The sequence below is a fragment of the Telluria sp. ZT3P25 genome (assembly GCF_059685895.1).
On the sequence record NZ_JCASIJ010000001.1, the window covers coordinates 2,954,301 to 2,968,852 of the forward strand.

Below are 14,552 nucleotides of genomic sequence, written 5' to 3' on the forward strand. Positions count from 1 at the left end.
ATTCATCTATTTCCAACCTGAGAGAAGACCAAGAATGAAACTGTCCCACTCGCTCGTCCTGACCCTGCCGCTCGTTTCCGGCTGGGCCGTGGCCGCCGACCTGTCGGTCAAATTCGACCTGCCGCAACTGAACGTGGCCGAATACCACAAGCCGTATGTGGCGATCTGGCTCGAACGCGCCGACCAGAGCGTCGCGGCCAATCTCGCCGTGCTGTACGACCTGAAGAAGGACGCCGCCGGCGAGAAGTGGGTCAAGGATCTGCGCACGTGGTGGCGCAAGGCCGGGCGCGATGCCAAGTTCCCGCTCGATGGCGTCAGCGGCGCGACCCGCCCGGCGGGTAGCCAGACGATGAAGTTCGACGGCGCCAAGCATGGCCTCGACAAACTGCCGGCCGGCGACTACAAGCTGGTCATCGAAGCAGCACGCGAAGCGGGCGGGCGTGAACTGGTCAAGGTGCCGTTCACGTGGACCGGCAAGGGCAAGGTCGCAGCCAATGCGGCAGGCAAGGAAGAACTGGGCGCCGTCGCCCTCGAACTCCAATAACAACAATCCAGAGAGAATCCCATGCACAACCGTATCCTCAAGGGCGCCCTGCTCGGCCTGGCCCTGGCCGGCATGTCGATGAGCGCGCAGGCGCACCGTGGCTGGCTGTTGCCCAGCACGGCCATGGTCGAAGCGAAGGAACCGTGGGTCACGCTTGACGGCGCGATCTCGGAAGGCCTGTTCGAATTCCACCACGTGCCGCTGCGCCTGGACAACCTGACGATCACGGGGCCCGATGGCGTGACGACCAAGGCCGAAGGCGCCGTGCTTGGCAAATTCCGCAGCACGATCGACATTCCCCTGCCGAAGAACGGTACCTACCGTCTGGCCATCGTCAGCAACAACGTGATGGGCAGCTACAAGCTGGGCGGCGAGATCAAGCGCTTCCGCGGCGTCGAAGGCACACCGGGCGCGCAAGTGCCGGCCGGCGCCACCGACGTGACCACCAGCACCACGCACACGCGCCTGGAAACCTTCGTCTCTGCCAATGACATGAACGACACGGCGCTCAAGCCGAGCGGCGTCGGCCTCGAAATGGTCCCGGTCACCAATCCGTCCGACCTGCGCGCGGGCGAGCCGATCACCTTCCGCTTCCAGCTCGACGGCAAGCCGCTGCCGAACTTCCCGTTCAGCATGGTGCCGGGCGCCGTCAAGTACCGTGGCACGCTGGGCGAGCTGCGCTTTACCACCGATGCCAAGGGCGAGGTCAAGTTCACGCTGCCGGAAGCGAATATGTACTGGCTTTCGGCCAAGTTCCCGCTTGAGACGCAAAAAGGTCCGCCAGCGCCGGGCGCGAAGCGCTACAGCTACACGGCCACGCTCGACGTTCTGCCGCAGTAAGGGCGAAAAGGCTCAATGCGCACCATTCTTGTTCCCCTGAGCGTCGACGCGGCCATGCCGCCCGGCGGCAGCTCGCTGTTCACCACATCCGGCACGTCGATGGGCACGACCTGGTCGGCGCGGCTGATGCTGCCGCCAGGGGCCGATGGCGCCGTTCTCACCGGCGCGCTGCAAGGCGAGCTGGACGAGATCGTTGCGCAAATGAGCCATTGGGAGCTTGACTCCCTGCTGTCGCGCTACAACCGCGCGCCGGCCGGCAGCTGGCACGCGCTGCCGCCACAGTTTTTTGCCGTCGCCGAGTATGCGCTGCAGGTGGCAGCCGATAGCGGCGGCGCTTACGATCCGGCAGCCGGCGCGCTCGTCGATTTGTGGGGCTTCGGTGCCCGCGGGCGCTACGACCAGCCAGGGTTCCAGGCGCCGCAGGCGGGGCTGGTCGAAGGGTTCCTTGCGCGCCGGGGCGAGCGCCAGCCGCTGCTCGACCATGCCGGGCGGCGCCTGCTGCAACCGGGCGGCGCAACCCTGGATTTTTCATCGGTGGCCAAGGGGTATGCGGTCGATCGCATGGCTGCCTGCCTCGAGGAGCGCAGCGTGCGCCATTTCGTTGTCGAAGCGGGTGGCGAATTGCGCGGCGCCGGGGTCAAGCCGGATGGCCAGCCGTGGTGGGTCGAGGTCGAGGGCGTGCCGGATTGCGAGGCTGTCGGGCAGACGGTCGTCGCCCTGCATGGGCTGGCGATCGCCACCTCAGGCGACTACCGGCGCAGTTTTCAATATGGCATGCGGCGCATGACGCACACACTCGACCCGCGCAGCGGCTACCCGGTCGATCACGACCTGGCTTCGGTCACGGTGCTGGCGCCGACCTGCATGGCCGCCGACGCGCTGTCCACTGCGCTGACGGTGCTCGGACCTGACGATGGGCTGGCGTTTGCGGAACAACGCGGGATTGTGGCGCGCTTTCTCGTGCGTACTGGATCCGGCTTGAAAGAAACCACGACGGGCGCCTGGCGCCTTTTGCTCCAATGATGCTCCAATGATGTTGACAATCGAACCGCTGCGCTGGGGCAGTGCATTGGCGCTCTCCGGCGCCTATCTTGCGATGTGCCTGGGACTGTGGCGCATGCATCTGGCCAAGGCACGCCCCAGAAGCGTGGCCGCCGACTGGCTCGTGGTCTACGCGAGCCAGACCGGCAGCGCAGAATTTCTGGCCGAACGGACGGCCGCGACGCTGGCGCTTGGGGGCCTGGACGCGCGCGCAGCCTGCATCTCGACGCTCGACCTGCCAACCCTGTCCAGCGCCAGCCGCATCCTGTTCATCTGCAGCACCTACGGCGAAGGCGACGCGCCCGATCCCGCCGCGCGCTTTGCCACGCAGACGATGAGCACGCAGCCGGACCTGTCGCAGCTGCACTTCGGCATGCTGGCCCTGGGCGACATCACCTACACCAACTACTGCGGCTTCGGTCGCGCGCTCGATGCCTGGCTGCGCGAACGCGGCGCAACGAGCCTGTTCGAGCGGATCGACGTCGACCGCGGTGCACCGGATGCGCTGGCCGCCTGGCAGCACCACCTGAGCCATCTGGCCGGCACGAGCGACGCACCGGACTGGGAAGCACCCGCCTACGGCGCCTGGCGCATCGCCGAACGCACGCTGCTCAATCCCGGCAGCGCCGGCGCGCCGCTGTACCGCCTCGCGTTGATCCCGCAGGATGGCGCGCTGCTGGCGTGGGAAGCAGGCGACCTGGCGCAAGTGAGTGCGCCAGCCGACCCGGCGCATCCGCGCGAGTATTCGATTGCCTCGGTACCTGCAGAAGGCCAGCTCACGTTGCTGGTGCGACTACAGCAGCGTGCCGACGGAACGCCAGGCGCAGCGTCGGGCTGGTTATGCACGAACGCGCTCGCGACGGACACGATCCGGCTACGGGTGCGCACGCATGCACGCTTCCGGCTGGGTGAGAATGCACTACGGCCATTGATCGCGATCGGCAACGGCAGCGGTCTGGCCGGCCTGCGCGCGCTGCTCAGGGCGCGCATCGACGCCGGCACCCACGACAACTGGCTGCTGTTTGGCGAGCGCAATGCGGCCCACGATTTTCTATGCCGGGGCGAACTCGAAGGGTGGCGCGACAGCGGCGCCCTCTCCCGCCTCGATCTGGCGTTTTCGCGCGACGGCAGCACGGCGCGTTATGTCCAGCACCTGGTTGCCGCGCAGGGCGAGCGGCTGCGCCAGTGGGTGCAGGATGGTGCGGCGATCTATGTCTGCGGCAGCCTGCAGGGGATGGCTGGCGGCGTGCATGATGCACTGGTCGAGGTGCTGGGCGCGGCCACGGTCGATGCCATGATGGCGGATGGCCGCTACCGGCGCGACGTGTACTGATGCCTAATCAACTTCTTTTTTTATCGGCCAGCTTCTTCTCAGTTAGAACTCACTGAGCATCCGGTGACTGGAGCACAAGGATGGACAGGCAATAAGGTCAGACACAAAACAATAATGCCGATACAAGAAGCCGCGGCGAACGTGCTCTCGGGCACTTCCGCTTCCTGCCTAGTCTGTATAAAAACGCAATTCTGTTTCTGCATCTGGCAACTCGGGCCGCCAAGCTATGTTTGGAGCGAGAAAACGTGTTGTACTGCGTTCACTTCGTTCTTCACACGCCTCAAACCCTTGCTCAGAAAATGCGTTGCCACTATCCAGACTTTCATGGTGCCGTAGGGGTTTTTAACTGTTCAGCATCATGTCGCGCTTGGTTGTCCAGCGAACGCAGACCAGGATCACATCGATGCGTTTCTCAAAGCTGCCTTCGTCAAAGAAGCGCGGGTTTTCTGTTCGGCTTACCGTAATGGCGACGAGCGCACAAAGTAGTTGCTGGCTGGGTACCTGCGTCTCCCTCATGTCATTTTTTGCCGTTCGACAATCCCATGCTGCAACAAAAGTCTGTAGTACGTTATGTGCCGCCCGCAGTTGGACATGGAGGCATCCCTACGATTTGCCTGAAGCCTGCTGAATGGCCGCCTGCCAGCGTCTTCACTGGATGCTGCGTTTCAGCGCCGCAATTCGCTCAGAGTCAAACTTGAGTTCGTCGCTGTCCGCCGGCCATGCCCTGCTCTCGACCAACGATCGTTGTGCGAAGACGAGTGCGGCCTGCGGGTCGAAGCCGGCGCTTCGCATCGCGACGACGGCAAAGGCATCGGCTTCGGTGCGGTTGGCACGGCGCCGCATACGTATGGCGACGGTCTTCGGATCAACCAGTAAAGTACCGACGCCAAAAGTCAGCGCCCGAACCACGCCCGATACCGCTGCGCCGCCGTACAGCGCAAAACGCAATCGCGATTCTCCCGCGGCACCGGTGAAGTAAATGGAGCGCGCCAGGATAAAAGCGCGCTCGTTATCGTCATGCGCAAGTTGCAGCCACGATTGGGGGGTGACCTCGGTGCCGCCCAAGGTGTTGAAGGCTTCTTTTAGATGCGTGGAGTAATCGGTTAATACCATCGTCGGGCAACCGGCCACCGGCAGTTCCTTGACCAGCGTGCCGTCTTCCAGCGCCAATTCAACCGGCTTGTTAGCGCGCACGGCATCGTACATGGCATTGACTGCCTTGTTCGGCTTGCTGGTGTCCTGGCCATTGATAGACACGATTCTTGCGCCTTCATAGGGAGCCAACGCCGACGTATGCGCCTGGATGACGGGTAAGTCGGCCATTCCGGACACGCGGTAGATGGCGGTGCGCATCTCGTCGGACGGGCTCTCGTTGAAAAGCAGCGACAGCGGTGCGCGAAGGCGGACGCCGGCATCGGCACACTGGGCCACCGCCGCGGTACTTAGCCGGTACACCAGGAGGTTGGTCTGGCGCGTCGTCGTCACTTGGAACCGCGCCCGCTCTAATTGCGCTGCCGAAACCAGTGCCTCGCGGTTAAGCTTGCGGCCAGTGCTGGCGCAGCCGCTCAACGTGGCAAGTGCCAGGAAAGCCGCGGCGAGTGTTGCTATCAGTTTTACAGTCATGCTTTTCTCCAGTTCATGGCGCGTGATTGCGCTATGTCGTGTTGCCATTTTCGGCAAACGGTGCAGCGGTGTCTGGTGACTAATGCGAAGGTAATTTGTCGAATTTTCGGCACTGAAATTGCCAATAAGAAAGTTATATTGCCGTATAATGGAGGCTAGATGTAAGAGAGCCTTTATGACTTCCTCCCTCAATCTGGATCATCTTTCGCCCTCCATGCGGCAGCTGGCCAACGCTGGCGTCACACGGCATTTCCCGCGGCGCACCCGCTTCATTACAGAGGGCGACGCCGGCACCTCGATCTACGTGGTGTTGTCCGGGCGCGTCAAGGTGTTCACCAGTGACCTCGAAGGCAAACAGTTTTTGTTCGGCACCTATGACAGCGGCACCATCCTGGGTGAGATGGCGCTCGATGGCATGGCGCGCAGCGCATCTGTCGAAGCACTCACCGACGTCTGTTGCGCGATCGTGCCGATCGACGTGCTGCGGCGCATGCTCAGCGAAGACAGCAGCTTCACCACTGAATTGATCTGCACGCTGATCCAGCGCAGCCGCAACACGACGACGTCATCGCGCCGCCTCGCGCTCGACAGCGCCTACCAGCGTCTGGTCGCCCTGCTCAACAGTCTTGCCGTAGAGCAGGACGGCGTGCGCATCATCGACCAGCCGCTGAGCCAGCAAGCCATTGGCGACCGCATCGGCAGTTCGCGCGACATGGTGTCGAAGCTGTTCAAGGAACTGGTCAAAGGCGAATACCTGCATTACCACAAGACGCGCATTACCCTGCTGCGGTCGTTGCCAGCCAGATGGTAGTGGCGGGCAGGCGCCACGCGCTGCTGCTGCTCGCGCCGGCGATTGCGTGCATATGCATGCTGCTGGCGCGCGCGCACCCTGTTGAACGCCTTCAGCTGCAATGGCTCGACACCTCGTTTCGCCTGCTGCGCCACTGGCACGCAAAGCCGGCGCTGGCACAGGTGGTCATCGTCGGCGTCGACCAGGCATCGATCAGCGCGAGCGGCAAGCCGTTTGCGCTGATGCTCGATGAATTCGCGCTGGCGCTGGACGGCATGCGGCTTGGCGCGGCGCGGGCGGTCGGGGTCGACTTGGTTTTCCCGGCGGCCGATTTCGACGGGTTGATTCCTGGCGCGGGGCGGCGGCTGGCGCTGGCCATCGGCCGGTTGCGCGCGGCCACGCCGCTGGTGCTGGGACGCCTCGACGCCGCGGGGCAGCCGACAGGGGCGGCCAGCAGCCTGTATTCCGCCATGGCCGGCGCCGGTGGCGAAGGCTTGCTGCTAGTGCCGGTCGACACCGACGGCAGTTTGCGCCGCTTGGGCGAAGGCGAAGGCGAAGGCGAAGGCCAGTTGGCTTCGCTGCTGGCGCCGCGCATTGCCTCGCGGCTGGGCCAGCACCCGGTGCCTGGCCTGGTCGATTTCTCTATCGGCGCGCCGTTCGATTACCTGTCACTACACAGTATCGCCACCCTCGCGCAAGCCGGCGACGTGGCCGGCCTGCGCCAGCGCTTTGCGGGAAAAATCGTGCTGATCGGCGCGATCCTGCCCGACCAGGACCGTCAGCGCTTGCCGGTCGCACTGGCGCGCTGGGAGGAAGATGCATTGGCGCCCGGCGTGCTGTTCCAGGGCCAGGCTGTGCGCACCCTGATGCAAAACGGCATGCTGCGCAGCCTGCCCCTGCTGGGCGACGGCGCCGCACTGGCCGCTATCGCCTTGCTGTGGGCGCTGCGGCGCCGGCTGGGCCGGGCAGTCGTAGTTTCCGTGGCACTGGGGGCCAGTATGCCGGCCGCCAGTGTTTTGCTGCTGGCAGGGGGCGTGTATGTGCCGATCATGGCACCACTGCTGGCGCTGGCTATCGGCCTTGGCTGTCTGGGCGCAAGGGCGTACCGGCGCGAACTGGGCGAGCAGCGCCGCATCCGCTCAATCTTTTCCGGTTATGTCAGCCCGGCCATCCTCGACACGATCCTGAGCGGCGCACTGAAGGATGGCCGGGTCGGCACCCGCCAGCAACTGGCCTTCCTGTTTGCCGACATCCGTGGCTTCACCGCCTATTGCGCCGCCAATCCGCCCGAGCAGGTTATCGGCTTCCTGAACCGTTACTACACCGTGGTGACGGCGGCCCTGCACCGCCACGGCGGCACCATCGACAAGTTCAGCGGCGACGGCATCATGGTGTTCTTCGGCGCGCCCCAGCCCAGCGACAATCCGGCACGCGACGCCGTGCTGGCCGCGCTGGCGATGCTCGACGCGCTGGCGGCCTGGAACCGCACGCTCGAAAGCGAAGGCGGGCAGCCGGTCAAGGTAGGGATCGGGATCGCGTACGGCGACGCGGTGCTGGGCAACGTCGGCTCGCCCACGCGCCACGATTACACCGCCACCGGCGCCGCGACCACGCTGGCGGCCCACATCCAGCAGCACTGCAAACGGGTGCCACACGCGCTGCTGGTCGAGCAGGGGGCATTCGAACTGGCACAACTGACACCGACGCAGCGCGCACGTTTTTGCAGGCTGGCCGTGGACCTGGAAAAACACGGCCAACTGATGATGGCCGCCTGTATCGAAGGAGGAGAACAGCATGAATAATCGCCTGCGCTTTTTGATCTCAACGGCGGTGCGCTTGCTGGCCTGCGCGGTGCTGTGCGTGGCTGGCGCGACGGCCCGCGCCGGCGAACCGCGGCCGGTGCTGGTGACCGAAGTGCACGGCAGCGCGCGCGCGGGACAGGGTCAGCTTGCCCTACTCGATCAAATCGAGCCCGGCGCGGCGCTTGAACTGGAGGCCGGCGCCGTCCTCGTCCTGTTTTACACGGTGCATGGGCAGCAATTCAGTTTGACCGGCCCCGGCCGTTTCGTGACCACTGCCGACGGCGTCAGGCGCCAGGGTGCAAGCGGCACGGTGCGCGTCGTAAGCCGCGATCTCGTGTTTGCCGGCGTGCTGCGCGGACGCGGCCAGGTGGCCGCCGGCGCGGTCGTGCGCGCGGACGGCGCGGACACCACCGAACGCATCGCGCTGTCCCAGCCGGTGCTGAAATGGCGGGCACGTCCTCATCGTGGCCAGTGGCAACTTCGCTTTACCGACGCGGCGGGCCAGGTATTGTTCGCGACAACGCTGGCGCAAACCAACCTCACCCTGCCGCCGGCGCTGCAGCTACAGCCCGGCCAGCATTACCTTCGGGAGCTGCGCTGGGAAGGCCGCGATGGCGTCGTGCAGACCGACGTCGCGCCGGTGCAGGCACTTGGCGCCGACGAGGAGGCAGAACTGACCCGCCTGGCGCCGCCTGCCAATGCGGACAGCGCCAGCCGGGTGCTGTATGCGCTGTACTTGCACCGACTGGGCATACGCGGGCTGGCTGCCCGGATCGCGCCCGAACTCAATCAACTGGACCCCACCCAATGAAACGTCTATCACAGATGCTGGCCCCGGCTGGCGTGGCGCTGGCCCTTGCCACGGCAATCCCGGCCCACGCCCAGTTCGACTTGCTGCGCCAACTGATACCGTCCAACCCGCTGGCGGGCCTGTATGCGCCTGGCGGCGCCAGGCATGGCGAGGCACTCGACCTGGTCGTGCGCAGTGCCAACCAGGGCGACATGCGGGAAGCGCTGCGCCTGGCCGACGCTCTGGTCGCCGACGAACAGGCACATGTTCCCGGCTCTCCCTGGTTGCGCCAGTCGGCCATGTATGCGGCCGGGCTGCACGAACGCAGCGGCGACCCGGCGCGGGCGATTGTCTTGTACCAGATGGTGCTGGCGATGCCGCGGCCGCCCATGTCATTCGCGCCGGACGTTTTTTCGACCCGCCTCAGAATTGCTGACCTGCGTTTGAAAACAGGGGGCGCCCGGGCCGCGATCCAGGATTACCAGGCATTGCTTGCGGCGCCAGAGAGCGCCTCGCCGATGCTACGGCCGCTGCGCAGCAGCATTTATGCGGGATTGGGCCGCGCAGCGCTGCAGTTGGGAGACGATGGCCAGGCCGAAGCCATGCTGCTGCTGGCGATTGCGGACGATGCCGCCCAGACCCAGGCACCGGCAGTGCGGGACAGCGGTTTTGTCGGCGCCATGGCCACGATGGGCGGCGTCAAGGGCCTGATCGACGAGACGATGGCTTCCCTTCGCAACCAGCACGCGCTCACCGACGGCGACGGCGCGCTGGTTGCCGTGCCCGGCATGAATGCAAAGCCGGCAGGCATCCTTGACACGGAAGGGGCGCTGTTCGACCTGGCAGCGCTGTATTATCGCCAGCGCAATGCAGCAGCGCTGCAGCGGCTTTATTCGGGGATGTTCAGCGACTATGCGGCCCGGACGGGCGAAGTGAAAAACGCGTTTGGCGCGCCGGCACAGCTGGAAAAAGAATATGCGCGATTTGGCGCCTGGTTCGCCGGGCTGGGACAGTATGCGCCGGCCGGGCAGGCATTCGCGCAGGCCCAGAGCCTCAATGCGCGGCGCCTAAAGGCCAGCGCCGCCGACGTGCCGCCGGAACTGCTGGCGGGATCGTTCGCGATCCGGCGCCAACTGCTCGACCTGTTGCTATCGCTGCGCCTGGCCGAACATGCCTCGCCCGCCCAGTGGCGCGGTGCACTGGGCGACCTGTTGCAGAGTAAAAGCATGCAAAGCGATTTTCTCGCGCGGCGCACGCGCGCCATAGGCTTGTCGGGCGATCCCGCCATCACCCGGCTGTCCGCGCAGATGGAAGCGATCGATGAGACGGGCGGGATGGTGCAGTTTTCCCGGCGCGCCAACCTTGCAGTGGAGCTGCAGCAGAAGGTCGGCAAGCTGATGCCGCCGCTGCAATTCGAGGAAGGCGCCCACTTTATGGATCTGGTCCAGGCACGCCTCGGCACCGAAACCCTGGTGTCGATATCGCGCTTCACGCCGTTCGACTTCGAGCGCCAGCAATTCGGTGCGGCGCATTATCTGGGCGCGAAAATAGGGCGCGACGGCGTTCAGGTGAACGACCTTGGCGCGGCCGAAGCGCTCGACGCGTCCGCGGTCCGACTGCGTGCCGACCTGGCACGCCGGCCCGCGACCGGGACTATGGCGCCGGCCCTGGCGTCGGCACGGGCTGCTTATGACGCGCTGCTCAAGCCCCTCCTCGGTGCGCGCGCGGCCAAAGCCGCGTATGTCGCCGACCTCGACGGCCCGCTGGCGCTGGTGCCGTTCGAAGCGCTGGCCGACGCCGGCGCCCGCTACCTGATCGACGACGGCGAGTGGCGTTATGTCAGTTCGGCGCGGACCCTGTTGCGCACCGATGCGGCCCGCGCCGGGACCAGCCAGGCCGTGGTGCTGGCCGACCCCGATTATGGTCCGGTTGCAGTCGGCGCCGGTGCCGGCGCCGTTCCGAACCGCTCCGCGGCCCTGCGCGGGATGCGTTTTGCGCCATTGCCGCAGGCGCTGGAAGAAGGCAAGGCCGTCGCCGCCGCACTTGCACGCGGTGGAGCCGGCGTCGAGCTGCTAACCGGCGAGCGCGCCAGCATGGAGGCTCTCGCGCGACTGCATGGGCCACGTTACCTGCACATTGCCACCCACGGGTTTTTTGTCGAGGAAGCAGGGATCCTGCGCCAGCGTGTCACCGGCAACGGCGGCCAGCAATACGTCACCGAGGATTACATGGCCGGACGCAGCAGCGGCCTGGCCCTGGCGGGCGCGAACGCCACCCTGGCCAGTGGCGCGGGCGACGGCCTGATGTACGCCGCGAAGCTGCGCCAGCTCGACCTGGCCGGAACCGAACTGGCAGTGCTGTCGGCCTGCGACACGTCGCTCGGGCCAGTGCTGCCGGGCGAAGGCGTCGACAGCCTGCGCCAGGCGCTCGAAGTGGCCGGCGCGCGCAGCATGGTGACCTCGCTGTGGTCCGTGCCTGATCTGGAAACACGCCTCCTCATGACCGATTTTTATGGCGCACTGGCCAGCGGCGCGAGCAAATCGGGGGCGCTGAGGCAGGCGAAACTGCGCGTCAAACAGCGCCAGGGCCACCCGTTTTATTGGGCCTCGTTCACCATGACTGGCATGCGCTGACCGGCGCTGCATAACATGCAGCGGCGCGGCGGCACCCGTGAATAGTCGACAAATCGAGGCTGGAATTGCCGCGTTTTTTCGGCGGCCGCGGCCGCGATAATGACTTCATCGGACCAGCGTCCAGCTGGCTCTTTTTATGACAGGGATACTATGCAACCCATTACTATTATTTTCCTTGGCTTGACCGTCTGCGGCCTCGTGATGGCCGGCCTGAGCGCCAAAGCCATGGCCACTGTGCTGGCCGGGAAGGTGCCCGAACTGCGCCGCGTGGCGACCCTGGCATTCGGCCTGGTGGCCATGCTGCTGGGCGCCACGACGGCGGCCGCTGGCCTGAATATCGTACTTCCTGCGCAATGGGGCGCCAGCGCCTACTGGTTACTGCTCATCGGCGGCTGCGGCGCCAGTGTCGGCCTGCCGGTGTGGTGGATTCGGGTGAAAAATCGCCGCGCCGCATTGAATCCGGTGCCGGTTGCCGCGTCGCCGATGGCGATGGCGGAGTTGCCGGCGGCGATTGCCAACGAGACTGCCAACAAGACTGCCAACGAAAGGCGCCATGCCTGGCCCCACCCCGACCTGACGGCGGCACGCGCGGCAGTCCGGGCGGCGCGCCTCCACCACGCCAAGGGCGTCTCGCGCATCGTGCTGGTACTGGCCGCGCCAATTATCTGCCTTGTCGCGTTCAAGTTCGGCTGGGCGGGCGCCGGCATCGGCCTGGTGGTCACCGCAATGCTTTGGGTCCAGAGCTATTCCAGCGTGGAGGGCATCGGCGGAGTGGAATACCGTAGCTTGCCCGGCTCTGTCGACACATCCGGTAAACACCGCTGCGTGTATTGCGGACACCGCGGCGTGTTCCGCCAGGGCCAATATGCGTCGAATTCAACCTGGCACCAGTGCACGGGCTGCCGTAAGCATTTGTTCGTGGATTGACCGCCATCGAACCTCACACACGACCATCTCCATCCACTCCAAAAGGCATGACCAATGAAACAATCCTCCTGCTTGACTTTACTGTTCATGACAGCCGCGACCCTGGCGCTGTCCGCTTGCAAGCAAACAACGACAGTGGCGCCTGCCCTGGCTATCAATCAGGGCGACGTCTGCGAAGTAAAAGGCTGGCAATACGATAACGCGGTTCAAGCCGGCTGCATGCCCGGCCAGAAAATTATCTTCGCACCGGACAGGTTCGGCAACGAACAGCTGCCAATCCTGTTTGCAGCCGTTAATTGCGACATGCGCTATGCAATCGCGCTGACCAATGGCGGCGTGGCGTGTATCTACGAACCCACCAACCAGGCCAGGACGGCGAAGGCGCCGGCTAAATAAAGCGCGTCATACCTGCAAGCCGTGGCCCGCATGCGATGGCCTGCACGCCCCATCCATGGCGAAACAGGGTCAATCTTGCACTTACCAAAAGAAAGAAAGCACTCCATGAAAAAAACCTGCCGAGCTCCATTGTTTCTCACCCTGTTCATGGCCATGGCGACCGCCTTTGCGGCGGCGCCCGTCAGCCCGCCTTTGTGGCCGGCCCTGGAACAGGCCGGGTCGAGTACCCGCCTGGCCGATCTCGGCATCGCCAGTCCGCGCACGCTGTTCATTCCGGGCCGTTTTGCCGATACCGGCGTCGGCAGCCTGTGGCTCAGCGGGCGCAAGGTGGTTTTTCCCCAGGGACCGCAGGACGTGATCGGCTTTTTGCCAGCGGCGGACGGCTATATCGTAGCGCTGTTCGACGCCCACGGCGGTGCGGTGATATCGGAAGTGCAGGCTGCCGATAGCGTGAGCATGGCCCCGATGATCGACCCGGAACTTCTGAGGAAAATGACGCCGGAACAGCAAGTGCGTATCATGGAGGCGATGGCAAAAATGCAGGGGGTCCCGCGTGGCGCCGCCACGGTCAGCACCACTGCGCAGGGGGCCCAGGCAGTGTTCTACCGTATTGATGCCGTCGGCAAAAATCCGCGCAGACTCGGCACGGTTGCCGTCATCGACGCCGGCGTGGCGGTGAGCGACAAGGCCATCTTTGTCGCCCAGCGCGCAGGCGCCGTCAATCGCTTCCTGACCCTGAAGAATTACGTCGGCTTCGATTCCACGGGGCGCTCGGCGGAGGGCCCGCAAGACGTCCTGTTCGCCAGCCCGGCGCCGCGCAATGGCGAATGGTTCGTACAAAAGCTGACCGATCACGGACGCGCAGAGCGCGACGGCGTGTACACCTATTCGCTGGCGCGCTGGAAGCCGTCCGGTGAACTGGAGACGCTGCGCAAGTCGTCCATTCAATATAACGACCGTGCCGTCTTCGTCAATTCGCAGGCCATTTTTGCAGACATGGCGCCGCTGAGCGATTCGTTCCGCACCGGTACCGTCATGTTTGCCATTGGCTATGGGGATCGGGGCATCAAGACCAGCGTGGCCGATTTTCAAATTACCCCGTGGGCGTTCGACAAGCCCGTGCCGACGCGGACCCAGATCGATTGCTTCGGCATGTGCAACCATGAAGTGTCGCTGATCGGTCACTACCCGATGCGCGCTACCAGTACCATACAGGGCAAGGGCGCTGGCTTCGATGAAGCTGTCAACCTGGCCCAGCGCACGGTGCTGGCGGGAACGCCCGAAGTGCCGCTGATGTGGCAGCAGCTGACGAGCTCGGGATTTGGTGCCCTCAGCTATGGCAAAGTGGAGATCGGAACTGACCGCGTCAGCCCCTTGTTCGAGATGGTTGGCAGTGGCCTCAATACGTTCCGCACCTTCGTTGGCGCAAATAACAGCGCAATGAGCCTGTCGAACCGGAACGATGTGGTCCCCGTGATCCATCCGAAAGGCGTGACCTTGCTGGTGCCGAGCCGGCTCGAAACGCCGTACGCCGGCTTTGACAACCAGGCAAACAGCCTGGTGCGCGCCTCCGAAGTGAGGGACTTCGTCGAACGCTATTCCCTGTCGAAAAACTGATGGCCAAAGCCGTATCGGCATCAGCAGGCCTGGTTCACGCGGCAGAAATTCCTGGGGCACCCCAGTCTTGAGGACAAACAGGATTTCTGTCTAGCTATCAGACTCTCGGCTTACCGCCATCATCCGTGAAACCTCAGCTTGACACCAGAAGGCGAGCAGTACTTCTACCGTTGCCGCGAGATACTCGACCTGATTGACGACACAGAAGCCATCCTG

At 64.7% G+C, this 14,552-nt stretch carries 13 protein-coding genes; 11 read left to right on the forward strand and 2 right to left on the reverse strand.

Annotated elements, in window-relative coordinates:
- Positions 1 to 34: 34 nt before the first annotated feature.
- The 4 genes from AC56LY_RS13175 to AC56LY_RS13190 are packed head-to-tail and all read left to right on the forward strand — an operon-like array spanning position 35 to position 3,758.
- On the forward strand, positions 35 to 544 hold the full coding sequence (locus AC56LY_RS13175) for a DUF2271 domain-containing protein (RefSeq protein WP_499580182.1): 510 nt from the start codon (positions 35 to 37) through the stop codon (positions 542 to 544).
- Positions 545 to 565: 21 nt separating this feature from the next.
- A complete protein-coding gene (locus tag AC56LY_RS13180) occupies positions 566 to 1,384 on the forward strand; it encodes a DUF4198 domain-containing protein (protein ID WP_499580185.1) in 819 nt (272 codons plus the stop codon).
- 15 nt (positions 1,385 to 1,399) lie between these two features.
- Positions 1,400 to 2,407, forward strand: a complete 1,008-nt coding sequence (locus AC56LY_RS13185) for an FAD:protein FMN transferase (RefSeq protein ID WP_499580189.1) — start codon at positions 1,400 to 1,402, stop codon at positions 2,405 to 2,407.
- Between the two features lie 7 nt (positions 2,408 to 2,414).
- A complete protein-coding gene (locus AC56LY_RS13190; RefSeq protein WP_499580192.1) occupies positions 2,415 to 3,758 on the forward strand; it encodes a sulfite reductase subunit alpha in 1,344 nt (447 codons plus the stop codon).
- A gap of 342 nt (positions 3,759 to 4,100) precedes the next feature.
- On the opposite strand, the gene AC56LY_RS13195 is transcribed toward AC56LY_RS13190, so the two are convergent.
- Together AC56LY_RS13195 and AC56LY_RS13200 are read right to left on the reverse strand one after the other, a co-directional pair.
- Positions 4,101 to 4,274 (reverse strand): hypothetical protein, encoded by a 174-nt coding sequence (locus AC56LY_RS13195; protein ID WP_499580194.1) that lies wholly within the window; start codon positions 4,272 to 4,274, stop codon positions 4,101 to 4,103.
- A 132-nt stretch (positions 4,275 to 4,406) separates the two neighbouring features.
- Positions 4,407 to 5,381, reverse strand: a complete 975-nt coding sequence (locus AC56LY_RS13200; protein WP_499580195.1) for a M48 family metalloprotease — start codon at positions 5,379 to 5,381, stop codon at positions 4,407 to 4,409.
- 175 nt (positions 5,382 to 5,556) lie between these two features.
- Between AC56LY_RS13200 and AC56LY_RS13205 the strand changes: the two genes are divergently transcribed.
- The 7 genes from AC56LY_RS13205 (at position 5,557) to AC56LY_RS13235 (ending at position 14,336) form a co-directional block, all read left to right on the forward strand.
- Positions 5,557 to 6,192, forward strand: coding sequence for a Crp/Fnr family transcriptional regulator (locus AC56LY_RS13205; RefSeq protein ID WP_499580197.1), 636 nt, complete (start codon positions 5,557 to 5,559; stop codon positions 6,190 to 6,192).
- Entirely contained in the window at positions 6,192 to 7,973 is a 1,782-nt protein-coding gene (locus AC56LY_RS13210; protein ID WP_499580201.1) for a CHASE2 domain-containing protein, read from the forward strand. The genes AC56LY_RS13205 and AC56LY_RS13210 overlap by 1 nt, the downstream gene beginning before the upstream one ends.
- Positions 7,966 to 8,784: a hypothetical protein gene (locus AC56LY_RS13215; RefSeq protein ID WP_499580204.1), complete on the forward strand. Its 819-nt coding sequence runs from the start codon at positions 7,966 to 7,968 to the stop codon at positions 8,782 to 8,784. Before AC56LY_RS13210 ends, AC56LY_RS13215 begins: the two co-directional genes overlap by 8 nt.
- Complete coding sequence (locus tag AC56LY_RS13220) at positions 8,781 to 11,396, forward strand: CHAT domain-containing protein (protein WP_499580206.1); 2,616 nt, start codon at positions 8,781 to 8,783, stop codon at positions 11,394 to 11,396. The genes AC56LY_RS13215 and AC56LY_RS13220 overlap by 4 nt, the downstream gene beginning before the upstream one ends.
- Positions 11,397 to 11,546: 150 nt before the next feature.
- A complete protein-coding gene (locus AC56LY_RS13225) occupies positions 11,547 to 12,323 on the forward strand; it encodes a hypothetical protein (protein WP_499580210.1) in 777 nt (258 codons plus the stop codon).
- A gap of 54 nt (positions 12,324 to 12,377) precedes the next feature.
- A complete protein-coding gene (locus AC56LY_RS13230) occupies positions 12,378 to 12,719 on the forward strand; it encodes a hypothetical protein (protein ID WP_499580213.1) in 342 nt (113 codons plus the stop codon).
- A gap of 30 nt (positions 12,720 to 12,749) precedes the next feature.
- The gene (locus AC56LY_RS13235; RefSeq protein ID WP_499580216.1) at positions 12,750 to 14,336 is read left to right on the forward strand and encodes a hypothetical protein; all 1,587 of its coding nucleotides are present in this window, start codon (positions 12,750 to 12,752) and stop codon (positions 14,334 to 14,336) included.
- Positions 14,337 to 14,552: the final 216 nt, after the last annotated feature.